The organism is Streptomyces sp. ME19-01-6, assembly GCF_033793745.1.
GTDB lineage: Bacteria > Actinomycetota > Actinomycetes > Streptomycetales > Streptomycetaceae > Streptomyces.
On the sequence record NZ_JARAXF010000011.1, the window covers coordinates 67359 to 93456 of the forward strand.

24 protein-coding genes and 1 pseudogene are annotated in these 26098 nt (G+C 73.1%); 16 read left to right on the forward strand and 9 right to left on the reverse strand.

Features of this window, described 5'->3' with window-relative positions; genetic code table 11:
- Positions 1-81 precede the first annotated feature (81 nt).
- The gene (locus tag PV419_RS24560; RefSeq protein WP_319692267.1) at positions 82-666 is read left to right on the forward strand and encodes a TetR/AcrR family transcriptional regulator; all 585 of its coding nucleotides are present in this window, start codon (positions 82-84) and stop codon (positions 664-666) included.
- Positions 663-1991 (forward strand): annotated as a pseudogene (locus PV419_RS24565) (MFS transporter); the annotation flags it as partial. The gene PV419_RS24560 and the pseudogene PV419_RS24565, both read left to right, overlap by 4 nt.
- Here the strand turns inward: PV419_RS24565 and PV419_RS24570 are convergent.
- The 5 genes from PV419_RS24570 to PV419_RS24590 form a co-directional block, all read right to left on the reverse strand.
- Positions 1992-3380 carry an amino acid permease gene (locus PV419_RS24570; RefSeq protein ID WP_319692268.1) on the reverse strand — a complete coding sequence of 463 codons (1389 nt, stop codon included), beginning with the start codon at positions 3378-3380 and terminating at the stop codon, positions 1992-1994. It lies immediately after the preceding pseudogene.
- Positions 3381-3417: 37 nt separating this feature from the next.
- Positions 3418-5646 carry a phage holin family protein gene (locus PV419_RS24575; RefSeq protein ID WP_319692557.1) on the reverse strand — a complete coding sequence of 743 codons (2229 nt, stop codon included), beginning with the start codon at positions 5644-5646 and terminating at the stop codon, positions 3418-3420.
- 102 nt (positions 5647-5748) lie between these two features.
- The gene (locus tag PV419_RS24580) at positions 5749-6786 is read right to left on the reverse strand and encodes a dipeptidase (RefSeq protein WP_319692270.1); all 1038 of its coding nucleotides are present in this window, start codon (positions 6784-6786) and stop codon (positions 5749-5751) included.
- A gap of 139 nt (positions 6787-6925) precedes the next feature.
- Complete coding sequence (locus tag PV419_RS24585) at positions 6926-7780, reverse strand: DMT family transporter (RefSeq protein WP_319692272.1); 855 nt, start codon at positions 7778-7780, stop codon at positions 6926-6928.
- 7 nt (positions 7781-7787) lie between these two features.
- Positions 7788-8357: a MarR family winged helix-turn-helix transcriptional regulator gene (locus PV419_RS24590; RefSeq protein WP_319692273.1), complete on the reverse strand. Its 570-nt coding sequence runs from the start codon at positions 8355-8357 to the stop codon at positions 7788-7790.
- Positions 8358-8470: 113 nt separating this feature from the next.
- Here PV419_RS24590 and PV419_RS24595 point away from each other — a divergent pair, with 113 nt between their 5' ends.
- Together PV419_RS24595 and PV419_RS24600 are read left to right on the forward strand one after the other, a co-directional pair.
- Entirely contained in the window at positions 8471-9253 is a 783-nt protein-coding gene (locus tag PV419_RS24595; protein WP_319692275.1) for an MBL fold metallo-hydrolase, read from the forward strand.
- Positions 9250-9912: a DedA family protein gene (locus tag PV419_RS24600; protein WP_319692276.1), complete on the forward strand. Its 663-nt coding sequence runs from the start codon at positions 9250-9252 to the stop codon at positions 9910-9912. Before PV419_RS24595 ends, PV419_RS24600 begins: the two co-directional genes overlap by 4 nt.
- Before the next feature lie 457 nt (positions 9913-10369).
- On the opposite strand, the gene PV419_RS24605 is transcribed toward PV419_RS24600, so the two are convergent.
- Positions 10370-11137, reverse strand: a complete 768-nt coding sequence (locus PV419_RS24605; RefSeq protein ID WP_319692277.1) for a 2-phosphosulfolactate phosphatase — start codon at positions 11135-11137, stop codon at positions 10370-10372.
- Between the two features lie 176 nt (positions 11138-11313).
- The gene (locus tag PV419_RS24610; protein WP_319692278.1) at positions 11314-12942 is read right to left on the reverse strand and encodes an FAD-dependent monooxygenase; all 1629 of its coding nucleotides are present in this window, start codon (positions 12940-12942) and stop codon (positions 11314-11316) included.
- Between the two features lie 159 nt (positions 12943-13101).
- Between PV419_RS24610 and PV419_RS24615 the strand changes: the two genes are divergently transcribed.
- The 12 genes from PV419_RS24615 to PV419_RS24670 all read left to right on the forward strand — a co-directional run bounded on the left by PV419_RS24615 (position 13102) and on the right by PV419_RS24670 (position 23827).
- The gene (locus tag PV419_RS24615) at positions 13102-14304 is read left to right on the forward strand and encodes a SchA/CurD-like domain-containing protein (protein WP_319692280.1); all 1203 of its coding nucleotides are present in this window, start codon (positions 13102-13104) and stop codon (positions 14302-14304) included.
- Between the two features lie 118 nt (positions 14305-14422).
- A complete protein-coding gene (locus PV419_RS24620) occupies positions 14423-14830 on the forward strand; it encodes a cupin domain-containing protein (protein ID WP_319692282.1) in 408 nt (135 codons plus the stop codon).
- Positions 14827-16092, forward strand: a complete 1266-nt coding sequence (locus tag PV419_RS24625) for a beta-ketoacyl-[acyl-carrier-protein] synthase family protein (RefSeq protein ID WP_319692283.1) — start codon at positions 14827-14829, stop codon at positions 16090-16092. Before PV419_RS24620 ends, PV419_RS24625 begins: the two co-directional genes overlap by 4 nt.
- 118 nt (positions 16093-16210) lie before the next feature.
- Complete coding sequence (locus PV419_RS24630) at positions 16211-17470, forward strand: beta-ketoacyl synthase N-terminal-like domain-containing protein (protein WP_319692284.1); 1260 nt, start codon at positions 16211-16213, stop codon at positions 17468-17470.
- Entirely contained in the window at positions 17470-17727 is a 258-nt protein-coding gene (locus tag PV419_RS24635) for an acyl carrier protein (RefSeq protein ID WP_319692286.1), read from the forward strand. The genes PV419_RS24630 and PV419_RS24635 overlap by 1 nt, the downstream gene beginning before the upstream one ends.
- A gap of 1 nt (position 17728) precedes the next feature.
- On the forward strand, positions 17729-18193 hold the full coding sequence (locus tag PV419_RS24640; RefSeq protein ID WP_319692288.1) for an SRPBCC family protein: 465 nt from the start codon (positions 17729-17731) through the stop codon (positions 18191-18193).
- Between the two features lie 2 nt (positions 18194-18195).
- Positions 18196-18525 (forward strand): TcmI family type II polyketide cyclase, encoded by a 330-nt coding sequence (locus PV419_RS24645; RefSeq protein WP_319692290.1) that lies wholly within the window; start codon positions 18196-18198, stop codon positions 18523-18525.
- A gap of 24 nt (positions 18526-18549) precedes the next feature.
- Positions 18550-20316, forward strand: coding sequence for an acetyl-CoA carboxylase, carboxyltransferase subunit beta (gene accD / locus PV419_RS24650; RefSeq protein ID WP_319692291.1), 1767 nt, complete (start codon positions 18550-18552; stop codon positions 20314-20316).
- Entirely contained in the window at positions 20313-20921 is a 609-nt protein-coding gene (locus PV419_RS24655; RefSeq protein WP_319692293.1) for an acetyl-CoA carboxylase biotin carboxyl carrier protein, read from the forward strand. The genes accD and PV419_RS24655 overlap by 4 nt, the downstream gene beginning before the upstream one ends.
- Positions 20922-20926: 5 nt before the next feature.
- On the forward strand, positions 20927-22408 hold the full coding sequence (locus PV419_RS24660) for an acetyl-CoA carboxylase biotin carboxylase subunit (RefSeq protein WP_319692294.1): 1482 nt from the start codon (positions 20927-20929) through the stop codon (positions 22406-22408).
- A gap of 66 nt (positions 22409-22474) precedes the next feature.
- Positions 22475-23041, forward strand: a complete 567-nt coding sequence (locus PV419_RS24665) for a hypothetical protein (RefSeq protein WP_319692296.1) — start codon at positions 22475-22477, stop codon at positions 23039-23041.
- 114 nt (positions 23042-23155) lie between these two features.
- Positions 23156-23827 carry a class F sortase gene (locus PV419_RS24670; protein ID WP_319692297.1) on the forward strand — a complete coding sequence of 224 codons (672 nt, stop codon included), beginning with the start codon at positions 23156-23158 and terminating at the stop codon, positions 23825-23827.
- A gap of 55 nt (positions 23828-23882) precedes the next feature.
- On the opposite strand, the gene PV419_RS24675 is transcribed toward PV419_RS24670, so the two are convergent.
- On the reverse strand, positions 23883-25001 hold the full coding sequence (locus PV419_RS24675; protein ID WP_319692299.1) for a methyltransferase: 1119 nt from the start codon (positions 24999-25001) through the stop codon (positions 23883-23885).
- Complete coding sequence (locus PV419_RS24680) at positions 24998-26071, reverse strand: nitrous oxide reductase family maturation protein NosD (protein WP_319692301.1); 1074 nt, start codon at positions 26069-26071, stop codon at positions 24998-25000. Before PV419_RS24680 ends, PV419_RS24675 begins: the two co-directional genes overlap by 4 nt.
- Between the last annotated feature and the right edge of the window lie 27 nt (positions 26072-26098).

Here is a 26098-nt window from a genome sequence, read left to right on the forward strand (position 1 = left end):
TGTGTCGGTGCATCATTTTGGCCCAGCCAGCTGGACTTGAACCTGGTAGACACTGTCTACTCTTCCTGGTAGACAGTGTCTATGAGCGAGCACGACACGGGGCTGCGGTCCCGTTTGATCGAGGTCGGCGTGGAGCTGGTGACCAGGGAGGGGATGCAGTCCCTGTCGCTGCGGGAGATCGCCCGCCGGGCGGGGGTCTCCCATGGAGCGCCGCGCCGCTACTTCCCCACCCACCTGGAGCTGTTGTCCGCCATCGCGCGTCAGGGCTTCGCCGAGCTGGCCGCCGGGGTCGCCGAGGCGATCGGAGACAGGCGGGCGGAGCCCCGCGCCCAGCTGATGGCGCTGGGCCGGGTCTATCTCGGCTTCGCGCTGACCAACCGCGGCATGTTCGAGCTGATGTTCCGCCATGACCTGCTGGAGAGCGACCACCTCGGGCTGCGCGAGACCAGCCTGCCGCTCTTCGAGGTGCTGGTCGACCTGGTCGCCCGGGCGCGGCCGGCGGCCGACGCCGCGCCCCAGGTCGTCGCGGGCGCCCTGTGGGCCAATCTGCACGGCATCGCCCAGCTGTGGGGGTGGGGCAGCCTCCAACTCGCGACGGGCGCCGAGGACGTCGAACCCCTGCTGCGCGCCGCGCTGGACGCGCACCTCGGACTGCAGCCGCGATGAGCTCCCATCGGCTGCTCACGCTCGTCGGCAGCGTCACCGGGGCCGCGATCGTCGCCCTGGACGGGACCGTGCTGACCATCGCGCAGCCCGCCATGCGGCGGGATCTGCACGCCTCGTTCGCCGAGGTGCAGTGGACCAGCACCGGCTATCTCATCGCGGTGGCGGGCCTGCTCGTCTTCGCCGGCCGCCTGGGCGACCGGTACGGCCACCAGCGGCTGTTCGCCCTCGGCACCCTGGGCTTCGCCGCCGCTTCGGCGGGCATCGGCCTGGCGCCCGGGGTCGGCTGGGTGATCGGCCTGCGCGTCGTCCAAGGGGTGTTCGGCGCGCTGCTGCAACCGGCCACCCTCGGGATGCTGCGGGCCGCCTATCCGCCGGACCGGATCGGCATGCCCATCGCGCTGCGCACCAGCGCCATCGGACTGGCGGCCGCGGCCGGCCCGCTGGTCGGCGGGGCGCTGACGGACCAGTTGGGCTGGCGCTCCGTCTTCTTCCTCACCGTGGCGCCGGCGCTGCTGATCGGTGTCCTGGCGCTCGTACTCCGAGTCGTCCCGGGCGCCCCGGAGCCGAAGCGGGTGCCCGCCCCCGGGCTCGATCTGCCCGGCGCCCTCCTCCTCGCGCTGGCTCTGGCGTCCCTGGTGTACACGCTCGTCGCGCTGCCGGAGACCGGCTGGACGGCGGCGACCGCGGTCGGGTTCCTCGCCACGGCGGCGGCCGGCGGCGCGTATGCCTGGCAGGCGCGGCGCACCCCGCATCCCCTGCTGCCGCCGGGCCTGCTGCGGTCGGCGGCCGTCGCCCCGGCGCTCGGCATCCTGGTGGCGGCGTCGGCCGCGGTGTTCGGGGCCCTGTTCCTCGGCACGTACTTCCTGCAGGACGTGCTCGCGCTGGACCCGCTGCAGAGCGGGCTGCGGGCGCTGCCGCTGCCCGCGATGATGGTGCTGGGCGCGCCCGTCTGTGCCGTACTGCTGCGCCGGTACGGGCCCCGCCGGACGGCCATGGCGGGGATGGCGCTGCTCGCCCTCGGCGTCCTGCTGTTCTCCCGGCTCGACGAGGGTTCCACGGCCGTGGCGATCGGCGGCTGCTTCCTTGCGATCGGCGCCGGGTTCGGCGCGGTGATGGTCACCGCGACGGCCGTGGTCGTGCGCCATGCGCCGGTGGACCACGCCGGGGTGGCCGGCGCGCTTCAGCAGACCGCCCTGAACGTCGGCCCGGCGCTGGGCGTCGCGATGGCGACCATGCTGACGGCCCTCACCACGACGGGCACCACACTCGCGGTCCTGGCGGCCGTCGCCGCGGCCGGGGTGCTGCTCGCCGCCGCGCTTCCCGGCTCAGGCGACGGTGCCGACCGCCGGGGCCTCACCGTCCGCGGGAAGCGTCTGCGCGGCGGCCTCGGGGCCGGGCCGGGCGGCGGCGCGGCGGGCGGCCATGAGGATGTAGACCAGCACTCCGGCGAAGAGGAACAGCGTGCCCTGGTACACGGCGGCGTATCCGGCGCCCGCGACCAGCCAGAAGGAGAATCCGAAGCCGGCCAGCGCGAGCACCAGGTCCCGGGCGAAGCGGCCGGCGCGCACCTCGTCGCGGCGCCCCGACAGCAGGAAGTGGACCTGGGCGCCGGCGGCCAGCAGATACGGGACGGTCGCCGAGAAGGTGGTGATCAGGACCAGGGACTCGAAGACCCCGCCCGAGCCTGAGGTGTAGTTGAGGACGGTGAGCAGCGAGGCGAGGGCCGTGCCGACGAGCACGCCGAAGGTCGGCACCCCGCGCCGCTTGGCGGCGAACGCTGCGGGGAAGAGCCCGTCGCGGGCGGCCGCGTACGGCGCCTGGGCGCTCATCAGGATCCAGCCGTTGAGCGCGCCGACGATGGACACCACGGCCGCCAGCGCGATGAGGGTGCCGCCCCAGGAGCCGCCGAACATGGCGTCCACGGCGTCCGAGAAGGGCGCCGTGGAGTTCACCAGGTCCCGGTGGGCGACGGTGCCGAAGACCGACAGCGTGCCGAGCAGGTAGACCACGGCGGCGCCGACGGTGCCCAGCACACTGGCCCGCCCGACGTTGCGCTCCGGGTCGCGCACCTCGCCCGCGCTCATCGACGCCGACTCGACGCCCACATAGCTGTAGAGCAGGATCGCGGCCGCCGCCGACAGCCCGCCGATCGCGCTGCCGCCGCCGGCGTGGAACGGCCCGAGGTTGTCCGGGTCGAAGAAGAAGAGCCCGGCGACGGCCACGAAGAGCAGCGGCACGAACTTCAGCACGGTGGAGACGATCTGCACCGCGCCGACCCACCGCGTGCCCGCCAGGTTCGCGAGCGCCGGGAGCCACAGCGCGAGCAGCGCCACGGCCAGGTCGACGCCCTTGGACTCGTGGCCGGGGGCGAGCACATGGACATAGCCGACGGCCGCGACCGCGAGCGCCGCGTTGCTCACCCAGGTCATGGTCCAGTACGACCAGGCGGACAGAAAACCCGCGAAGTCGCCGAACGCCGCGCGGGCGTAGACGTACGGTCCGCCGGTGCGCGGATCGCGCTCCGCCAGCCGCCCGAAGACCAGCGCGAGCGCGACCGCGCCGACGGTCAGGACGACGAAGGCGAGCAGGCTGACGGTGCCGTACGGGGCGACGGAGGCGGGCAGCAGAAAGATGCCGCCGCCGATGATGTTGCCCATGACGAGCGCGGTCGCCGTGGGCAGGCCGAAGCGGCGGGCGGGGTGCGGGTCGTGCATCCCGCCATGGTCAGGGGAAGGTGCACCGTACACAAAATCACCGGGTTTTGTCCGGCAGGGGCGGCGCGACCGCCGGAGATGCTGCGGTGACATCGCCGGGCCGCCGTGATTCCTCGCCCGGCCTGCCGTCGGCGCCGCCCCTGCCCGCGGCGGCCGCCTGCTCCGGAACCTGTGGCACCTTCGCGACCTGCGGGATCCGCGGGATCTGCGGGCCGTTCGTCTCCCGCAGCCAGCGCCGCAGCACCTCGTGCACCGCCTCGGCCCCCACCAGCTCCTCCCCCGGTCGGATGGGCGGGCTGAGTTCGAGGGGCCACAGCAGAAAGGGATGGCTCTGCGCCCCGCCAAGCCCGCCGTGCGAGCCGATCTGCCCCTCGAAGGCGTGTACCTCGCCGGTCGCCGGGTCGTAGGCGGAGTTGACCATGATGTCGGGGGCGTTCGGGAACCGCGCGGTGCGCCGTACGGCGGCCACGGCGCCGCCCCCGAAGACCCCCAGCGGGCTGTGCCCCACGACCCGGCCGGTGTCGAGATGGTGCTCGGCGCCGTCCGCGCCCAGCACCACGGCGCCGTGCCGCTCGGACCATACGAGCAGGAAGCCCACGCCGGGGTGGTCGGCGAGGGTGCGCAGCAGCGCGGGGTGGCGGCGGTCGATCTCCTCGCGGCTCATCCGGCCCGGCACATCGGGGAAGGACACCAGCCCCAGATTGCCGGAGGCGAGCACCACCGGGTCGGACGGGCCGTGCCCGTCGCCGTCCCGCTCTGGTCTGCGCAGCGCGGCGCGCGCCGCCTCGCGCGCCTCGGCGCCTCCTCCGGCTACCGCTGGGCGGTGCCCCTTGAGGGTGCGCCCGGCGCGCCGGGGCACGGGCAGTGCGCAGCCGGCCCGCACCAGGTCCTCCAGGGTGAGGCCATAGGCGTCGGCGAAGGTCGTGCCGGGGCTCTGCCCGTGGTCGGAGAGCAGCACGATGCGGTAGTCGCGCGGCGCGTGCTCGACGACCTTGGCGATCAGCGCGATACAGCGGTCGAGGCGGCCCAGCACCTGGTGGGTGTCGCGGCTGCGCGGCCCGGAGTGGTGGGCGACCTCGTCGTACGCCACCAGGTCGGCGTAGATCGCGGTGCGCCCGGACAGGATGTCCCCCATCACGGCGGCGACCACGACGTCGCGCTCCACGACGGTGGCGAAGGCGCGGATGAACGGGTACAGCCCGCCCCGCCCCACGCGCGGCGTCTCCCGGCGCAGCCTGGCCCGCGCCGCCTGGCCGAGCTCGCGGAAGACCTCGGCGAGGAAGGAGCCCGCGGTGCGGGTCGCGTTCGCGGGGTCCCTGAAGTACGCGAAGTAGCCGCTCCGGGAGCGGTTGTGCCGGCCGCGCCGGGCGGCCACCGAGAGCACCAGGGCCAGTTCCTCGGCGCCGCCGGTGAACAGGTTGCCGCGGCTGGCCCCGTCGACGGTGAGCAGCCCCTCGTCGCCGGTGCGGGCCGCGGCCCGGCGCTGCAGCTCGGCCGCGCCGGTCGGCCGGTTGCTGACGATGACCTGCCGGGTCTCCTTCTCGTACCAGCGGAAGGCGGGCACGTTCTCGGTGGAGCCGTGCAGGATGCCGAGCTGGCTGGCGCCGGTCTGGCTGGACCAGTCGGTGCGCCAGGGGGTGAGCGTATGGGTGGTGTCCACCCAGCCGGCGACGGTCTCCATGATCGGCGGCCGGTTGCCGCGGGGCCGCACCGCGTCCCGCAGCACATCGTGCCCCACGCCGTCGATCTGCAGGAACACCATCCCGGGCGGCTGCGGCGGCCCGCCCGTCTCGCCCTGCCGGCGCCGTCGGCGCCGTCTGCGGTCCGCGAGCCGCGCCAGCCGCCAGTGGTAGGCGCCGTCGTCCCGTACGGTCAGGAACGTGCTGGTCGCCGAGGACGCGGCGGACATCACGGCCGCGACCACCACGGCGGTCTCCGGCTCGGCGGTGCCGCGCCCGTCCGGTATCAGATTCAGCGCGATCAGCAGCAGCGAGCCGTTGAGCGCGAACACCAGCAGCCCGAGCACGAACGCGGGCACCAGCAGCAGGGCCCGCACCAGCAGCGGCCACACCAGCTCGCTGAGCAGACCGAAGGCCCCGGCGCCGCTCGCGGCGGTGATCGCGGTACGGGTCGCGCTGTCCCCGTCGGCGGACTGCAGCCGGAAGTCGGGCAGGATGCCCGCGAGGGCCAGCATGGTGAGTGTGGACACCGCCCACACCGCGATCACCCGCAGCAGGGCCGCGCCCACGGATTTCCAACGGGGCATCTGCACGCCGCACTCACCTCGCGTATCCACGCCCGCTCGGCACTCGCGGGCCGTCCCCCAGCCTGTCACAGCGGATCTCGGGCCCGGCGGGATCGTCCCCGCTTACCCGGAATGGCTCGCGGGGCGGCCGAGCTCCTTGCGGAACAGCTCCAGGACGTTCCCGCCGAGGATCTTGCGGATGTCGGCCTCGGGAAGGCCCCTGCGGACCAGCGCCTCCGTCACCAGGGGCAGGCCGCGGGGGCCTTCGAGGCCCGGCACCACCAGCTCGGCGTACTCCAGGTCCTCGCAGCACGGCGGGCTGGTGTCCGCGCTGACCTCCTTGATGAAGTCGGGCCCCAGCCCCGCCCGGTCCACGCCCGCGACCTCGACGATGTGCAGGATGTGGTCGGCCAGCCGGTCCACCGTGCGCTCGGCGGGGTCGGTGGCCAGGAATTCGCCGAGGAAGTTCACGCACACCATGCCACCGGTCGCGACGATGCCCCGGATCTGCTCGTCGGTGAGGTTGCGGTGGTGGTCCAGCAGGGCTCGGGCGGAGGAGTGGGTGGCCAGCACGGGCCGGGTGGCCAGCTCCAGCACATGGGCGACGCCCGAGGCGCTGAGATGGGAGACGTCGAAGAGGATCCCCGAGCGCTCCATCTCCGCCAGCGCCTCCACCCCGGCCTCGGTGAGCCGGCTGCCGGTGGCGTCCTCACCGCTGCCGTCGGCCAGGGCGGTACGGCCCCAGTGGGCGATGGACGCCATGCGCACCCCGAGCCGGTGCAGGGTCGGAATCAGCTCCACGTTGGCGTCCAGTCCCGGGGCGCTCTCCAGCGCCAGGACCAGCGCGATCTTGCTCTCGTCCAGGGCGCGGTCGATGTCGTCCCCGTCCAGGCACAGCCGTACCTCGTCCGCGTTGCCCTCGGCCAGGGTGTGTGCGCATTCGATCATCCGCAGCGTCTCGCGCAGCGCGCCCTCGGGGCGGAACTGGTCCTCGATGAAGACCGGCAGCACCTGCAGATCCACCCCGCCCTCGCGCAGCTGGGGGAGCCACTGGTCGCGGAAGAAGGAGGCCCAGCGGCGCGGCGGGCGGGCGGTGACCGCGATCAGCAGGTCGTTGTGGGCGTCGGCGACCACCGCGCGGTGGTGAAGTTCCAGGGACACGTACGGAGGTTTCCTTCGTGCTGGGGGAACCAGCAGGCAGTGGCGGTGGGGCCCGGCAGGGCAAGTCGGGTCATCGTGCCGTACCGGTCGGGCATCGGGCCACGGAATATCTGGCAGGACATCGCGTTGGTGACCGCGGTCAGTTGAGGGCGATCAGCGCCACGGCCGCCACCGCGCCCAGCAGGCCGACGGTCTGTGCCCCGGTGAGCCGCTCCCGCAGCAAGGTCAACGCCAGCAGTACGGGCACGGCCGGATAGAGCGCCGAGAGCACGACGGCGACCGACAGCAACTCCTGCCGCGTCGCCAGCAGATACAGAACGGTGGCGGCGGTGCCCAGCGCACCGGCGGCCAGGGCCCCCGCGGCCGGGCGCGCGGGCAGGGCCAGCGGTGCGCGGGCCACCGGAAGCAGGGCCAGGACCACGGCCACGGACAGGGCCCGGCTGAGCACCACGGGCCACCAGCCCGCGGCCGCCGGGATCCGCGCGAGCGCGACGAAGTGCAGGGCGATACCGAGTCCGGCGACGAGGGCGGCGAGCAGCGCCGGTGGGCCGGCGCCCCGGCCGCCGCTCGCGCCATCGGACCCGCCCCCGCGGGAAACCAGCCACAGCGCGGGCAGGCCGAGCGCGATGCCGGTCAGCGCCGGGAGCGAGGGCCGGTCGCCGAGGAGGGCGAGCCCGGCGAGCACCGGCACTCCCACCGCTGTGACATCGCTGACCGGCACGACCACGCTCATCGGGCCTCGGGCCATCGACCAGTACAGGCAGGCCACGCCGACACCCGTGCCCAGGCCCGACAGGGCCCCCCACACCAGCGCACCCGACGGCGGGGCCGCCGCGCCCCGCGTCACCAGCGCCGGAACGAGGCTCACCACCGTGCCGCCCGCCTGCGCCCAGGCCGCGACCGTCACACCGTGGTGGCGGCGGGAGAGCAGCCCGCTGATGAAGTGCGTCGCGCCGAAGCACAGGGCCGATGTCAGGGCGAGCAGTTCACCCACGGCCCGCTCAACTCCCGGGCGAACCGGGGGCGTCGGGCGTGCGGCCCCGTGCCGCCCGGTCCGCGGCCCCGACGGGGCACTGGCCGCCCTCGGGTGTGCACGCCGCGCGGTCGCACAGTCGGCACATCCGGTCGGCGGCGCCGCAGCCCTGGTACAGCCGGTCGAGCAGCTTCTCCAGCAGCCCGCCCAGGGCCCGGACCTCCGCCTGGTCGAGGGCGTCCAGCGCCGTGGCGAGGTGCGACGTGCGCGCGCTCAGCAGGTGTTCGGCGGTCCGCCGGCCCTTGCCGGTCGGATGGACGCCGGTCCAGTTGCCGACGGTGCGCCGCCGCTCCACGAGCGTGCCGCGCTCCAGCCCGTCGACCATCCGTACCGCCGCCGACTGGGTCAGGCCCACTCTGCGGCCGAGCTCGGTCACGCTCACGCCGGGGTCGGCGTGCAGCACGATCAGCGCGGCGGCGGCGCTCATGCTGAGGCTGGAGGCGGCCACGGGGGCGGTGAGCAGGTCGTCGGTGATGGCCAGCGCCGCGGCCCCGAGCAGGTTCGCGACGCGTTCGGTGTCGTTCCCGCGCACATGCATGAGTCATGCATACCCCGGGGGAGGGCCTGTCAACCGCCGTCGTGCGCAGTGAGAGGATGCGATGAGCACATGCGCCCGCCGGCGCGGGCGGCACGACAGGAGGGAGGCTCCGAGTGTCGGTGGAGATCACCTGGTGGGGGCATGCCACCACCACCGTGCGCGACTCCGGCGTCCGGGTGCTGACCGACCCGCTGTTCGTACGGCGGCTGGCGCATCTACGGCGGCGCCGGGGGCCCGTGCCGCCGCCCGCCGCCGCGGTCGCCGATGTCGCGCTGGTCTCCCATCTGCACGCGGACCACCTCCACCTCCCCTCGCTGATGCGGCTGCGCACCGGCACCCGGCTGGTGGTGCCGCGTGGCGCGGGGCGGGCGGTGCCGGGGCTGCGGCGGGTGGCCCGGGCGCGGGACCTGCGGGTCACGGAGGTGCGGCCGGGCGAGGAGTTCGCGGTCGGCGAGGTGCGGATCCGGGCCGTGCCGGCCGCGCACGACGGCAGGCGGCTGCCGTACGGCCCGAGCCGGGTGCCCGCGCTCGGCTACGTCCTGCGGGGCGAGTCCACGACGTACTTCGCGGGCGACACCGGGCTGTTCGACGGCATGGCGCGGGCGGTCGGCGACTGCGACGTGGCGCTGCTGCCGGTCGGCGGCTGGGGCCCCTACCTCGGCCACGGCCACCTCGACGCCCACCGGGCCGCCCAGGCGCTGGCCCGGCTGGGCGCGCCCAGCGCGGTGCCCGTGCACTACGGCACGTACTGGCCCATCGGCCTCGACGGGATCCGGCCGCACGAATTCCACGCGCCCGGCGACGACTTCGTCCGGCACGCCGGACGGCTGGCCCCTGACGCGGTGGTGCACCCGCTGCGGCACGGCGAACGCGTACGGCTGGAGACCGCCGGATGACCGGCGACGTGCTGGATGCCCTCGGCGAGTTCGCGCGGAGCATACCGCCCGAGTCGACCCAGCGGGCCGTGGGCTATCCCTCGCTGTTCCTGCTGGTGGTGCTGGGCTCGCTGGTGCCGGTGGTGCCGACCGGCGCGGTGGTGAGCTCGGCGGCGGTGGTGGCGATCCACCAGAGCGTGCCGCCCCTGTCGCTGCTGATCGTCTTCTGTGTGGCGTCCTTCGCGGCCTTCCTCGGGGACATCGCCCTGTACTGGCTCGGCCGCCGCGGCTCCCGCTCGAAGAACGGCTCCCGCTGGCTCGCCCAACTCCACGGGCGCGCCGCGCCCGAACGCCTGGCCCAGGCGCGCACCCGCCTCGACGAGCACGGGGTCGCGGTGCTGGTGCTGTCCCGGCTGCTCCCGGCCGGGCGGATCCCGGTGATGCTGGCCTGCCTGCTCTCCCGCATGCCGATGCGCCGCTTCGCGCGCGGGGACGCCCCGGCGGTGCTGGCCTGGTCCGGGACCTACGCCCTCATCGGCATCCTGGGCGGGACGCTCTTCGCCAGGCCCTGGGAGGGCGTGGCCGCCGCGATCGCCCTGACCGTCCTCGTCAGCACCGCCCCCACCCTCTGGCGCCGCACCCGCGCCCGCCGCGAGGCACACGGCGAGGCGACGGGCTGACCTACGCCCTCGCTCCGTCGGCCTGGGCACGGTCCGTCCCCGTGAGTCGCCCGTACACCGCGGCACACCATCTCCTCCCCGGGGCCACCGCGACCACCGCGACCTTCTGGCAGGACAAACCACCTCCAGAGCTACCTCGACGCCCGCTCGGACAAGGACGGCGACTCCGCGCTCCCGGCCGAACGGCTCCGGAGCCTGTCCGGCTACGCCTACCGTGTCCAGGTCCATATCCCCGGCAAGGCCTGGCACGTCCTGGACGGTGAGGCGGAGCTGAAAAGGTTCGTCGCCGACCCTCAGGGTGTGGTCGGACCGGTTGTCTTCCGGCGGCCCGCTCCGTCCGCGGCGGCAGCGCCCGACCCCGTGAAGCGTCGCCTCGGTGACTCATCGGTTTTCGAGGCGACCGACGTGCTGCCCGAAGCCGCACGGTGCCGGGATGCCTGACGCCCCTCCCGGCTGTTCACGCGGTCGTCTCCGACGGACGGGTGAAGGCCCCGTCGGTGAGCACGGGCACGACCGCCGAGGCGTTCGACTCGACCGCGACGGCCACGTCGTCGGCGAATCCGCCCCGGGCCAGTTCGATCCCCGATGAACAGGCGGCGACGGCGCCGGCCACGTCGGGGGTCTGCGCGAAGGAAGACCGTGCGGCAGCCGCCTCGGGAGACAGCGGGCCGACGCCGCGGGCCTCCAGTTCGGCGGTGATGGCTCCGGCCCCCAGCAGATCCTCCAGCGCGGGCCGCAGGGATCCGTCCGGCCAGCGCTCCCCCGCGGCGATCACCGCGAGCGGCCGTTCCGGCGTCCCGTAGCCGCGTCCCGCCAGCCACCGGCCGACGGCCGTCACGTTCCGCAGACAGCCCGCGACCACCGTCGAGCCTTCCGCCGCCGCGGCGATGGCGGACCCGTTGGGCGAGGGCAGCACGAGCCGGGGAGTGAACGGGGCCCGCCGGAGTGCCGCCGGGGACAGTGACCACGGCGAGGCCGCGGTGGCGGCCCGTCGGCCCACGGCCAGTTCCGCGCCGTGCTCCCGGGCGAACACGAACGCCGTCTCGTCACGCCAGGCGTACGGAAAGACCCGGGTGCCCGCCTCGACGGCGACGCTCACCGAGGTCGTGAAGGACAGCACGTCGACCACCACGAGGCAGGCCACGTCCGGCGCGAGCCGCCGGGCGCCGGCGGGACCCCACTCGAATCGCACTCCATGGCCTCGCTGTAGATACCAGTCGCTCATGGGGGTCGAGTCTGGCACCGGACGGATCGACGGGGTGGCCCGGCCCCGCGCGATGAGTTTCGGCGCCCACGCCCTGCTGCGCTGCGGCACTCCCGAGGAGCTGGCCGCGCCCCATGAAGGCCGTACTGGGCCCGGCCGACGCGCGGTCGGCCGAGCCCGCCCGGCTCGGGCTGCAGTCAGCTGCGGCACAGGACGGATTGGAGGACGTCGGTCAGGACCCGCTCCGGCTCGCGCTCGGCGCCCTCGGCGCGCCAGGCGATGAAGCCGTCGGGGCGGACGAGGACCGCGCCTTGGGGGGTGGTGCCGTGGAGTTCGGTCCAGTCGGTGCCGGCGTCGGGGGTCAGGTCGTGGGTGGGGTCGGGGCCGAGGCGGTAGGCGGCGAGGGGGATGTCGAGGCGGTCGGCGACGCGGAGGGCGGCGCCGTGCCAGGCGGCGCCTTCGGGGCCGGTGAGGAGGACGCAGGTGCGCTCGTAGAGGTCGAGGGTGGACAGGCGGACGCCGTCGCGGTCGACCCAGAGGTGCGGGGCGCGGCTGCCGGGTTCGCCGGTGGCGGTGAAGCGGTCGGGGACGACGGGGGTGGCGGGGTCGGCTCCGAGGACCGCGTCGGAGGCGTAGCGGTAGCCCATGGCCACGGCGAGCACATCGCGCTGCCGGCCGGTGGACGGTGGGGCGGTGTAGCCGGGGTGGTTGTGTTCGGCGGAGCGCGCGGCGGCGCGGGCGCTGGTGGCCACGGCGACCGGCTGGCGTTCGGCGCCGTAGGTGTCCAGCAGGCCGGGGCCGGCCCAGCCGCCGAGGACGGCGGCGAGTTTCCAGGCGAGGTTGTGCGCGTCCTGGATGCCGGTGTTGGAGCCGAAGGCGCCGGTGGGTGACATCTCGTGGGCAGAGTCGCCGGCGAGGAAGATCCGGCCGTCGCGGTAGCGCTCGGCCACCCGTTCGGCCGCGTGCCAGGGGGCCTTGCCGGTGATTTCGACCTCCATGTCGCGCACGCCGGTGGCCATGCGGATGTGTTCGGCGCACCGCTCGTCGGTGAAGTCCTCCAGGGTCTCGCCGGTCTCGGGGTGCCAGGGGGCGTGGAAGACCCACTGTTCGACGTTGTCCACCGGGAGCAGCGCCCCGTCGGCGGCCGGGTTGGTGAGGTAGCAGGCGATGAAGTGGCGGTCGCCCACGATGTCGGCGAGCCGCTTGGCGCGGAAGGTGATGCTGACGTTGTGGAACAGCTCGCCGCGGCCGGTCTGGCCGATGCCCAGGCGCCTGCGTACGGAGCTGCGGGGGCCGTCGGCGGCGATGAGGTAGTCGGCGCGCACCACGGAGGTACGCCCGGACTCCCGGTGCTGGACGACGGCGGTCACCCCGTCGGCGTCCTGCTCGAAGGAGATCAGTTCGGTGGAGAAGCGCAGCTCGCCGCCCAACTCCTGGGCGGTCCGCAGCAGGACGGGTTCGAGGTCGTTCTGGCTGCACAGACACCATCCGGAGGGGCTGAGCCCGCGCATGGCGCCGCCCGGGTCGATCTCCCGGAAGAGCCAGTGGTGGTCCACTCCGGTGAGGGATTCGGCCTGCAGGATGCCGTGGTTGCCGGCCAGGACGGACGCGGCTTCGTGGATCGCGGACTCCACTCCAGCGGTCCGGAACAACTCCATGGTGCGGAGGTTGTTCCCGCGCCCGCGTGGGTGGGTGGAGGTGCTCGCGTGTTTCTCCACGAGCAGGTGTCCGACGCCCAGACGGCCCAGGAAGAGTGAGGCGGACAGTCCCACCAGGGAGCCGCCCACGACGAGTACTGGCACACGCTCATCGACATGGGGATTCATCTCGCTGCTATTCCCGGGGTTTTGAGCCTGGTCAGGCGTCTGGCGGGCCCCTTCGCCCGGATGGCTCACATATCTCGCGGCATCCGTGGGAGCGCTCCACGATCGTATCCACGGGCGCCGCGTCCGGCGAAGGACGCCCCCGGAGGAGGAGTGGAATCTATGAGCACCCTGCCCAAGACTTCGCGGGCCGCGAAGTCCAAGACGACGGCCGAGCCCCCGCCTCGGCCTTCCATGCTCACCGACGCCCGGCTGCGTGTGGTGTTGCTGGTGTCGGTCCACGCCGGCGCCGAAGAGCGTTTCCTGCATGCGTACGAGCAGTTGTCCCAGCAGGTGGCCGCGGTCCCGGGACACATCAGCGACCAGTTGTGCCAGTCGATCGAGAACCCCTCGCAGTGGCTGATCACCAGCGAGTGGGAGAGTGCCCCGCCGTTTCTGAGCTGGGTGGAGAGCCCCGCGCACCGCGAGATGGTCAAGCCTCTCCACGGGTGTGTGGAGGACACCCGGTCCCTGCGGTTCAGCGTGCTGCGGGAGACCTCCTCGGCCAAGGGCGCGGCCGGCCGCCGCGCCGCGCCCGCCGTACAGCTGGCCCCGCGGGTCGGCGACGGCCTGGTGCGGCACGCCCTGACCTTCACCGTCAAGCCGGGCAGCTCGCGATGCGTGGCCAAGATCCTGGCCGACTACGCCGCGCCCGAGGCCCGCGTGGACGAGAACACGCGGCTGTGCCGCACCTCGCTGTTCATGAGCGGCAACCGTGTCGTACGGGCGGTCGAGGTCAAGGGCGACCTGGTGGCGGCGCTGCGCCATGTGGCCAGGCAGCCGGAGGTCCGGGCGGTCGAGGAGGCCATCAACCCGCATCTGGAGGAGGACCGCGACCTGGATGACCCGGAGGCCGCGCGGGACTTCTTCATGCGGGCGGCGCTGCCCGTGGTGCACCATCTGACGGCGGACCCCAGCCGCCCGCCCCATCTGCGGCGCCACATGCTGCTGTACCCGGTCAAGGAGGGCTGCGGGCCGGCGGTGGCCAGTCTGCTGGCCCGTCAGGACGACCTGGCGGTGACCAAGGCGAAGGCGGCGATGGCGGCCGGCGGCGGCAAGGGGCAGCACGCGATCGTGAGCAGCACGGTCTTCCAGCGCGACGACATCGTCGTACGCATGGTGGACATGGACGTGCCGCTCGACCGTGAGCTCGCGGTGGCGGCCGGGGTCAGCGGGCCGCGCGCGGCCGCCGTGCTGGGCCGGCTCCTCGACGGGGGTGCCGATGGCAAGAAGAAGATCGATCTGTCGAGCGAGGCCGGGCTGCGGCGCTTCCTCACCGACTGCGACATGGAACCGGTCACCGACCGCCGCGCGGCGGATTACTGACACTTCCCCTCCCCTCATTCCCGTTCCGTTCCCCCTGCCCCCTTGTCCCCTTGCCCCCGTGTCCCCCTCCCCCGTTTTCCGTCGTGCGCGGCGGCCGCGCCGCCTTCTGGAGGCCACTATGACCACGCAGTCCCACCTCATCGTCGACCTGTCCGCGGTCGCCCCCAACCGCCGCCGCGGTGGCGATGTACGGGCCATGCTCACCCCCACCACGGTGGGCGCCACGAGCGGCTTCATGGGCATGGCCGTCGTGCAGCCCGGCGAGCGCGTCACCGAGCACTACCACCCGTACTCCGAGGAGTTCGTGTACGTCGTGTGCGGGGAGCTGGAAGTGGATCTGGACGGGACGGCGCACCCACTCCGTGCCGACCAGGCGATTCTGATCCCCACCCACATGCGCCACCGGTTCCGCAACGTGGGCGACACCGAGGCCCGGATGGTCTTCCACCTCGGCCCGCTGGCCCCGCGCCCGGAGCTGGGCCATGTGGACACCGAGACCGCCGAGCCCGCCGAGGCGGCGTCGTGACCCGACGGGTGGTGGTCACCGGACTCGGTGTCGTCGCTCCGGGGGGCGTGGGCGTTCCGGCCTTCTGGGACATGCTCACCGCGGGCCGCACGGCGACCCGCGGCATCACGCTGTTCGACGCCGCGAGGTTCCGCTCGCGGATCGCCGCCGAGTGCGACTTCGACCCCGTGGCCAGCGGGCTGTCGGCCGAGCAGATCGAGCGCTCGGACCGGTATGTGCAGTTCGCGCTGGTGGCGGCCACCGAGGCGATGCGGGACGCGGGCCTGGAGTCGGGGGGCGAGGACCCGTGGCGGATAGGCGTGTCGATGGGGTCCGCGGTGGCCGCCTCCACCCGTCTGGAGCAGGACTACGTGAAGGTCAGCGAGTCCGGCGCGCGCTGGGACGTGGACCACCGGCGGGCGGGCCCGTATCTGCACCACGCCTTCTCGCCGAGCGCGCTGGCCTCCGGCGTGGCGGAGCTGGCGGGCGCCCAGGGGCCGGTGCAGACCGTCTCGACGGGCTGTACGTCGGGTCTTGACGCGATCGGGTACGCCTTCCAGACGATCGAGGAGAACCGGGCCGATGTGTGTGTGGCGGGGGCGGCGGACACCCCGGTCACCCCGCTCACGGTGGCCTGCTTCGACTCCATCAAGGCGACCTCGACGAACAACGAGGACCCGGCCCACGCGTCCCGGCCGTTCGACGCCCACCGCGACGGCTTCGTCCTCGGCGAGGGCGCGGCCGTGCTGGTCCTGGAGGAGCTGGAGCACGCCCGAGCCCGGGGCGCCCACGCGTACTGCGAGTTCAAGGGGTTCGCCACCTACGGCAACGCCTACCACATGACCGGTCTGACCCAGGAGGGCCTGGAGATGTCCGAGGCGATCAACCATGCGCTCGGCCACGCCCGCATCGACAGCACCGAGATCGACTACGTCAACGCGCACGGCTCCGGCACCAAGCAGAACGACCGGCACGAGACGGCCGCGGTGAAGCGGTCGCTGGGCGCCCACGCGTACAAGACGCCGATGAGCTCGATCAAGTCGATGGTGGGGCATTCGCTGGGGGCGATCGGCGCGATCGAGCTCGCCGCCTGCGCCTTGGCGCTGGCCCACGGCGTGGTCCCGCCGACCGCGAACTACGAGACCCCGGACCCGGAGTGCGACCTGGACTATGTCCCGCGCACCGCGCGCGCCCTGCCGCTGCGCAATGTGCTGTCGGTCGGCAGCGGGTTCGGCGGCTTCCAGTCGGCGGTGGTGCTGAGCCGGGCGGGGGGTTCGAGATGAGCGTGTCTTGGCGCGCTGCGCGGGCTGGACTGAGGAGCCGCGCAGCGACGAAGGAGCGAGCAGTGACGAAGGAAGCCCGCGCGTTGGAGCGCGCTGGGACTGAGCGGGAGGGAGCCGCATGAGTGCCCTGAGCGCCCGGACCTCCGGCCACGCTCGCGGGGCGGTGGTGACCGGGCTCGGTGTCATCGCGCCGAACGGCGTGGGCACCGACGCCTTCTGGAAGGCGACCCGGGAAGGGATCAGCTTCCTGGACCGGCTCACCCGCCGGGGCAGCGAGAACTTCCCGGTCCGGGTCGCGGGCCAGATCCGCGGCTTCGACCCGGCCACGATGATCGAGGAGCGGCTGCTGGTCCAGACCGACCGCTTCACCCATATCGCGCTGGCCGCGGCCGACCTCGCGCTGGAGGACTCGCGGCTGCCGGTCGACACCCTCTCGCCGTTCGCCGTGGGGGTGGTGACCGCGGCCGGTTCCGGGGGCGGCGAGTTCGGCCAGCGCGAGCTGCAGCAGCTGTACGGCAAGGGGCCGCGCCATGTGGGCCCGTTCCAGTCCATCGCCTGGTTCTACGCGGCCAGCACCGGCCAGGTCTCCATCCGCGGCGGCTTCAAGGGGCCCTGCGGTGTGCTGGCGGACGACGAGGCCGGCGGTCTGGACGCGCTGGCGCACGCGCGGCGGTCGATCCGGCACGGGGCGGACGCGATCGTCGTGGGCGCCACCGAGGCGGGGCTCGCCCCGTACTCGATGGTGTGCCAGCTGGGGTGGCCAGAACTCAGCCGGGCCCGTGAGGCGGGCCGGGCCTATCTGCCGTTCACCACCGACGCGTGCGGCTTCGTACCCGGCGAGGGCGGGGCGATGTTCGTCGTGGAGGAGGAGGGGGCGGCCCGGCGGCGCGGGGTGCCGATCCGCGGGTTCATCAGCGGCCACGGTGCGACCTTCACGGGGGCGTCCCGGTGGGAGCGGTCCCGGGAGGGGCTGGCCCGCGCGATCCGCGTGGCGCTGGAGGACGCGGAATGCGCGCCCGAGGAGATCGACGTGGTCTTCGCGGACGCGCTCGGCGTGCCGGAGGCGGACCGGGCCGAGGCGCTGGCGATCGCCGACGCCCTGGGCCGGCACGGCACCCGCGTCCCGGTGACCGCGCCCAAGACCGGCTTCGGCCGGGCGCACTGCGCGGCACCCGCGCTGGACGTGGCGGCCGCGGTGCTCGCCATGGAGCACCGCATGGTGCCGCCCACCCCGTATGTCACCGACGTCTGCCATGAGCTCGACCTGGTCACCCGCAGTCCCCGCCCCGCCGAGCTGCGGTGTGCGCTGGTGCTCAGCCGCGGGCTCATGGGCTACAACGCGGCGCTCGTGCTCCGCGGCCCGGAAGGAGATATGTGATGTCACGTCAATTCAGCCACCAGGAGTTGGCCGCGCTCATGAAGAAGTGCGCCGGCCTGACCGTCGACCCGGCCGCCCTCGCTGGGTCGCCCGAGATGACCTTCACCGAGTTCGGGCTCGACTCGCTCGGTCTGCTCGCGATCGTCGGCGAGCTGGAGAACCACTACGGCACCCCGATCGAGCCAGGTGCCGAGAGCTGCAAGACCCCCAATGACTTCATCGACGTCATCAACGCCTCAATCACCGCAGGAGCATGAGATGCCCGGGCACACCGACAACGAGATCACGATCGCGGCGCCGTTGGACCTTGTGTGGGACATGACCAACGACATCGAGGGCTGGCCGGACCTGTTCAGCGAGTACGCCTCGGTCGAGGTGCTGCGGCGGGAAGGGGACACCACCACCTTCCGGCTGACCATGCACCCCGACGAGAACGGCAAGGTCTGGAGCTGGGTGTCCGAGCGCGAGACCGCCCGCGATGTGCACACCGTGTGGGCGCGCCGGGTCGAGACCGGCCCGTTCGCCTTCATGAACATCCGCTGGGAGTACGACGAGACGCCGCAGGGCACCCGGATGCGCTGGACCCAGGACTTCGAGATGAGACCCGAGGCGCCGATCGACGACGCCGGGATGACGGACCTCATCAACCGCAACTCCAAGGTCCAGATGGAGCTCATCCGGGACAAGATCGAGCAGCGCGCCCGCTCGACGGTGGAGGCCTGACGATGTACCGCACCATGATCGTCGCCAAGATGAACCGGGACGCGGGACCCGACATCGCCAAGGTCTTCGCCCACTCCGACCGGGGCGAGCTGCCGACGCTGATCGGTGTCACCGGCCGCAGTCTCTTCCAGTTCGGCGATGTGTATCTGCATCTGATCGAGGCCGAGCAGCCGCCGGCCGAGCAGGTCGCCCGATACGCCAAGCATCCCGAGTTCCGTGACGTCAGCGCGCGGCTCCAGCCGTTCGTGCAGGCGTACGACCCAAAGACCTGGCGCGAGCCGAAGGACGCCATGGCGCACGAGTTCTACCGCTGGGAGCGCGACCGCGCCTGAGGAGGGCCGGAAGGGAGCACCACTGTGGTCGCGGACTGGGTGCGCTGCGAGCGCTGCGCCGACCTGATCTACGGCAAGAGGTTCGCGCGCACCCTGCGCGTATGCCCGGACTGCGGCTGGCACAGCCCGTTGACCGCACGGCAGCGGCTGGACCAACTGCTCGACGCCGGCTCCGCGGCGCCGGTCGGCGAGGTGCGGCCGCTGCACGATCCGCTGGAGTTCGCCGACACCCGGCCGTACGCGGAGCGGCTGGCGGACGCGCGGGCGAAGACGGGCCTCACGGAGGCGGTGATCTGTGCCCTGGGCCGGATCGAGGATCAGCCGGTGGTCGTGGCGGCGATGGACTTCCGGTTTCTCGGCGGCAGCCTGGGCTGCGGGGTGGGCGCGCTGATCTGCGAGGCGGCACGGACCAGCCTCGCCCGGCGCGTCCCGCTGCTGCTGATCACCGCCTCCGGCGGGGCCCGGATGCAGGAGGGCGCACTGGCCCTGATGCAGATGGCCAAGACCGCGCAGGCGATGGCCGAACTGGACGAGGCCGGGATCCTGACGGTCTCGCTGATCACCGATCCGACGTACGGGGGTGTGGCGGCGTCCTACGCCACCCTCGCCGATGTGATCGTCGCCGAGCCCGGCGCGCGGCTGGGCTTCGCCGGGCCCAGGGTCATCGAGCAGACGACCGGGGAGCGGCTGCCGGAGGGTTTCCAGACCGCGGAGTTCCTGATGGAACACGGCATGGTCGACGACATCGTGCCCCGCTCCGCCCTCCGCCCCACCCTGGCCCGGCTGCTGGCCCTGGGACACGTGGCCCCGCCGGAGCCCGCGACCCCGGCATCCGCCGACGAGCCGGAAGCAACCGCCGCCGGCCCGCGCGGCGGGCGGCACGCGGCCCATGAGGAGACCGCGCGGAGCGCGGTCGTGCGGTGTGTGGGGGAGGTGGTGGAGCGGGACGCCTGGGAGGCGGTGCGGGGGGCGCGGCATCCTGAGCGGCCCACGGTGATGGACTACATCGGCCATATCCTCGACGACTTCCTCGAGTTGCACGGCGACCGGCTCACCGAGGACTGCCCCGCCGTGGTCGGCGGTCCTGGGCGGTTGGGCGGGCGGCCGGTGATGGTGATCGGGCAGCACAAGGGCGGGGCGAGCCTGACGGAGCGTCAGGCACACCGGTTCGGGATGCCCGCACCCAGTGGCTACCGCAAGTCCGCGCGGCTGATGCGGATGGCGGCGAAGCTCGGACTGCCGGTGGTCACGCTGGTCGACACGCCGGGGGCCAACCCGGGCCCGGACGCGGAGCGCGGCGGCCAGGCGCTGGCCATCGCGGAGAATCTGCGGCTGATGGCGCGGCTGCCGGTGCCCGTGGTGGCCGCGGTGGTCGGGGAGGGGGGCAGCGGCGGGGCGCTCGCGCTGGCCGTCGCCGACCGGGTACTGATCAGCGCGGGCGGCGTTTACTCGGTCATCAGCCCCGAGGGCTGCGCCGCCATCTTGTGGAAGAACCCCGAGGCGGCCCGGACCGCCGCGGCGGCCCTGCGGCTGGCCCCGAGGGAGCTGTTGCGGCTCGGGGTGGTCGACGGGGTCGTACCGGAGCCGCCGGACGGCGCCCACCGCGATCCCGCCAAGGCGGCCGCCCTGCTCGGCGACGCGCTCGCCGAGGCGCTGGGCGAGCTGGTGCCGTGGGACCCGGACCGGCTGCTGGGGGCGCGGGCGGAGCGGTTCCGCCGCTTCGGGCTCGATACGGGGGTCCCCGCCGGGTCGGCCGGCGCGCAGCCACACACCGGGAGAGGTGCATCGTGACACCGGACAGCCACATCACGGACCATCGCGAGAACGGGCACCGGCCGGGCGCGGTCGTGCTGCCCCCGCACGCCACGCTTGATTCCCTGTGCCGCAGTGTGACGGAGCTGGCGAAGGCCGCGGACAAGCAGCCGCGCCGTATCACGCTGCGGCACGGGCAGACGTCGGTCGAAATGGAGTGGCCCGATCCGGCCGCGCCCGACCACGCGTCGCCGTCCGTGCCCGCCGCCGCTCCCCCGCCGGCCCCCGCTTCCCCGCCGCAGCCGCAGGTGGCCGCGGCCGGGCCGGCGACCGCCGTGGCCGGCGGGGTGCGGCCGGAGGCCGGTCCGCAGCAGGCGGGGGCCGGGCTGCGGTATGTCTGCGCGTCGACGGTCGGCACCTTCTACCACGCGCCCGAGCCGGGTGCCCCGCCGTTCGTCGGGGTCGGGGACACGGTCAAGCCTGGGCAGCCGGTGGGTGTGCTGGAAGTCATGAAGATGATGAGCACCATCGAGTCGGATGTCGCCGGGCGGGTGGTGGAGATCCTGGTGTCCAACGGGCAGCCGGTGGAGTATCAGCAACCCCTGATCGCGGTGGAGCCCGGGCCCGCCGCCGGGCCGGTGTGATCCGCGTGTTCTCCACCGTCCTCGTCGCCAACCGCGGCGAGATCGCGCTGCGTGTCCTGCGCGCCTGCCGGGAACTCGGCATGCGCACCGTCGCGGTGTACTCCACCGCCGACCGCGACTCGGCCGTGGTCCGGCTCGCGGACGAGGCCGTGCACATCGGTCCGCCGCGGTCGAAGGCCAGCTATCTCAGCGTCCCGGCGATCATCGAGGCGGCGCACCGCACCGGATCGCAGGCCATCCACCCCGGATACGGATTCCTGTCCGAGGACCCGGACTTCGCGGAGGTGTGCGAGGACTCCGGGATCACCTTCATCGGCCCGCCGGCCGCGGTGATGCAGCGGCTCGGCGACAAGGCGGCGGCCCGCGCGCTGATGGCGGAGGCGGGCCTGCCGGTGCTGCCGGGCAGTACGGGCGCGGTGGCCACGCCGGCCGAGGCCAAGGACATCGCCGGGCGGATCGGCTATCCGCTGATCCTCAAGGCGGTGGCAGGCGGGGGCGGCCGCGGCATGGCGGTGGTCCGCGACCCGGACGCCCTGGTGCCCGCGTTCAACGAGACGCGCGCCCACGCCCGCGCGGTGTTCGGCGACGAGCGCCTCTATATGGAGCGGTTCGTGGAGGGCGCGCGCCATGTGGAGGTGCAGGTGCTCGCGGACCGGCACGGCAAGGTGGTCCACCTCGGCGAGCGCGACTGCTCCGTACAGCGGCGGCACCAGAAGATGGTGGAGGAGGCCCCCGCGCCGAACCTGCCCCAGGAGCGGCGCACCGCGATGTGCGCGGCGGCGGTGCGTGGCGCGGCGGCGGTGGGCTATGTGGGGGCGGGCACCTTCGAGTTCGTGCTCACCCCCGACCATGAGTTCTCTCTGATGGAGATCAACTGCCGGCTGCAGGTCGAGCACCCGGTCACCGAGATGGTGACCGGGATCGACATCGTCCGGGAGCAGATCCTCATCGCGGCCGGGCAGCCCCTGACGTTCGGTCAGAGCGAGGTCGTACCGCGCGGGGTGGCGATCGAGTGCCGGGTCAACGCCGAGGACCCGGAACGCGACTTCGCGCCCACACCCGGCTCACTGACGGAGTTCGTGCCGCCCGGGGGGCCTTTCGTACGGGTGGACACGCACGCCTTCCCGGGCTGGCGGGTGGGCCCGGACTACGACTCGCTACTGGCGAAGGCCGTCGCCTGGGCGCCCGACCGCGAGCAGGCGCTCGCCCGCATGGACCGGGCCCTGAGCGAGTTCCGGGTCGGTGGCGGGGGCGTACGGACCACGCTGGGCTTTCTGCGACGGGTGCTGGCGCGCCCGGAGTTCCGGTCGGCGACGCACACCACGGGGCTGATCGATGCGATGGGCCGAAAAGATGACTCGACGTCAGCCCGTTCGCGCGGCGAACGAGTGAAGACCACGGGGATCTCCACCCGGAGGGCTTACAACCAGCCCGAAAGCGGGCCGCGCCAAGTGGCAGCCGGGACCCGCGTCGCTGACGGTTGTTGAGACACCTACGCGATCCCTTTATCTGGCAAATGTCAGTAATCGTACAGGTGCCGGAAGGAATGACTCATGCGATCTACTCGCGCACTCATCGCCGGGGCGACGCTTGCCGCATCCCTGACTCTGGGCGCACCCGCCGCCGCGTTCGCCGCTGACGTCTCGGACCCGGGCGGCCACGGGGGCTACTCCAGCGGTCAGGAGTCGACCGACGACTACGGCTCCGGCGGCTCCTGGAAGGAGAAGGAGAGCAAGGGCAAGGAGGAGGGGGACTGGAGCGGCAAGGGCAAGGAAGAAGAGTCGGGCTACGGCAAGGGCAAGGAAGAAGAGTCCGGCTACGGCAAGAGCGATTACGACAAGGGCGGCTACGGCAGCAAGGAGAAGGAAGAGAGCTGGGGCGGCAAGGGCAAGGAGGAGAGCTGGGGCGGCAAGGGCAAGGAGGAGGGCGGCTGGGGCGGCAGCAGCTCGTACGGCAAGGAGCGCGAGCACGGCAAGCCGCACGGTGGCGTTCACACCGGTGGCGGTGGCATGGCCACCACCGGTGGCGGCATGGCCGCCGGCTCGGTCCTGCTCCTCGGTGGCCTCGGCGCCGGCGCCTACGCCCTGCGCCGCCGCAAGCCCGCCGGGACCGCGATCTGAGCTGACCGCTTTTCGTAGCCTCGCTGCCGTGGCCAACACCGCTTGTGGCGGTTGGCCACGGCAGCGCCACGCTCTTTGCCGGCGAGCTCTCCGCCGGCCGGAAAGGCAGATTTCATGGGCAAACAGGGCGGTGCCGACAGCAACCCCCGCGTCATCCGCTGGGCCGCCGCGTCGGCCCTCATCGGCGTCTTCCTGATCTACAACTCGGTCGACGCGGCCTCCACCCAGCCGGCGCAGGTGAAGCCCGCGGCCTCGGGTCCGACGCTCACCCCCCGCCCGCAGACGGCCGCCCCCCAGGGGATCCGGCTCGGGCCGGCGCTGCCGCGCTCGCCCGCCAGGCATCTGGACATCCCCTCCATCGGGGTGAGCGCGCCGTTCACCGAGCTGACGCTCGACCGGTCGGGGGTGCTGATCCCGCCGCCCGCCGACAACAAGAACCTGGCCGGCTGGTTCAACGGCGGCCCCTCACCCGGCGAGCGGGGCAACGCCATCGTGGCGGGGCATGTGGACACCAAGACGGGCCCGGCCGTGTTCTATCCGCTCAGCGCGCTGAAGACCGGGAGCCGGGTCACCATCACCCGCGCCGACGGGATCGTCGCGACGTTCGTCGTCGACTCGGTGGAGACGTTCAGCAAGGCGAACTTCCCCGACGAGCGGGTGTACGGGCAGACCCCCGACGCGCAGCTGCGCCTGATCACCTGCGGTGGTTCGTACGACCGTGCCGTCCGCGACTACACCGCCAATGTCGTCGTGTTCGCCCACCTCGACGCCTTCCGGTGGGCCTGATCACGCACTGAGTGCCCGCGTGAACACCGTCACGCGGGCACTCGGTTGTGCGCGGTCACGCGGCCGCGCGGCCCGGCACGCGGCTGTCGAAGGCGTGCAGATAGGGGTTGACCGGGCTGATGCCGGTGACGCTCAGCCCGGCCTCCGTCATGCGGGTCACCAGGCTGTCCGAGGAGTGTTTCCGGCCTCCCACGTTGAGGAGCAGGAACAGGTCCATGGCGGTGGTGAACCGCATCGAGGGGCTGTTGTCGAGAAGGTTCTCGATCACCAGCACCCGGGCGCCCGGCCGCGCCGCCGCCACCACGTTGGCCAGGGTGCGGCGGGTGGACTCGTCGTCCCATTCCAGGATGTTCTTGATGATGTACAGATCGGCCTGTACCGGGATCTCACGGCGGCAGTCGCCGGGCACCAGCCGGGCGCGCGAGGCCAGCGGCCCGCCGTCGCGCAGCCGCGGGTCCGCGTTCGCCACCACCTGCGGGAGGTCGAGCAGCGTGCCGCGCAAGCTCGGGTGCTTCTCCAGCAGGGACGCCAGGACATGTCCCTGGCCGCCGCCGATGTCCGCCACCTCCGCGGCCCCGTCGAGGTCGAGGAAGGCGGCGAGCTCCACGGCGGACTGTCCGCTGGAGGTGGTCATCGCCCGGTCGAACACGCGGGCCGACTCGGGCGCGTCCTCGTGCAGATAGGTGAAGAAGTCCTTGCCGTGGATGTCGTTGAAGGCGCAGGTCTCGGAGCGTACGGCCTCGGCGAGCCGCGGCCAGGTCTGCCAGGTCCACGGCTCGGTGCACCACAGACAGATGTACTTCAGGCTGTCGGGGGCGTCCTCGCGCAGCAGCCGGGACATCTCGGTGTGCGCGATGCGCCCGTCCTCGGTCTCGGCGAACACACCGCAGCAGGACAGGGCGCGCAGCAACCGGCCGAGCCGCTCGGGCTCGGCGTCCACGGCGGTCGCCAGTTCCGCGACGGTGGCGGGCCGTTCCCCCAGGGCGTCGGCGACGCCCAGGGCGGCCGCCGCGCGGACGGCCGCCGCCCGGGCGGCGCCGAAGACGAGCTCCCGCAGCTGCGGGGCGGCCTTCGACGGAACGCCCTCGGCGGGGGCCGGGCCGGCGGGGTCGGTGGCAGTGTCAGCGGGGGCGGCGGTCGCCGCGGTGGGCGCAGCGGTCCTTATCGACGTCATGACGTCTCCTTCGCGCACCGGCCTGCGGGCTCGGAGACCGTGCAGGTGTTGCCCTCGAAGGTGTTGCCGGGGCCGGCGTCCCGGTCGGCGAGGTCGGCGGGCAGGTTGTTGGTCAGCACGTTGTCCTTGACGGTGTTACGGGCGTTCTTGGCGCCCACGACGCTGGGGAAGAGCACGATCCCGCCGGACATCGGCGAGGCGCCCACGTTGTCCCGCACCGCGTTGCCCGTGACCCGCGCGTCCTCCACACCGGTGAGGAGGATCCCCGTGCCCTGGATGAAGGCGAGGCGGGGGTTGGGCGGGCAGTACTTGTTGTTCTCGTAGACCTTGTTGTTGATGACCGACAGGTCCCCGGCGCGGGGCGTCCCCTCGTCGCCCACGACGAACACGCCGCCGCAGTTGCCGGTGAGGGCGTTGCCCTGGACGGTGAGGGCCCGAAGGCGCCGGATGCCGACCCCGACGCGGTTCCCGGTCAGCCGGTTGTCGCGGACGACCGCGCCCTTGGTGTCGATGGCCGCGCCCTCCTCGTCGACGGTGTTGGCGAGGAAGATGCCCGACTGGCCGTTGTCCTTGGAGGTGTTGGAGCGGAAGGTGCCGCGGAGGGACTTCTCCTGGCCGATGCCCTGCTGACCGTTCTGCGCGGCGGTCACCTGGCGTACGTCCATCCGGTCGGTGTGCTTCCCCCAGATGCCGTTCTTGGCGAAGCCGGTGACCTTCAGCGAGCGGATCCGCACACGGGTGACGGGGCGTTCGGCCGTACCGGTGACACAGATGCCGGTCTCGGCCTTGCCGCAGTCGTTCGTGGACGCCTTCCCGGGCGGCTTGAGGACGGTCTTCTTGCCCTCCCCCCGCAGGGTCAGGCGCGAGGTGGTGATCAGCACGTTCTCCCGGTAGGTACCGGCCTTGACGAGGATGGTGTCGCCGGGCTTGGCGGCCTTCACCGCGGCCTGGATCGACTCGCCCGGGTGGACGACGTGCTGGGTCTTGGCGTGGGCGGTGGGCAGCGGACCGAGTTCGACGACAAGGGCTGCCGTGAGGACCGCCAGGTAGCGAAGCTGTCGAGTGCGCATGAACAGGAAGCTAGGTGGGGTGCGCAC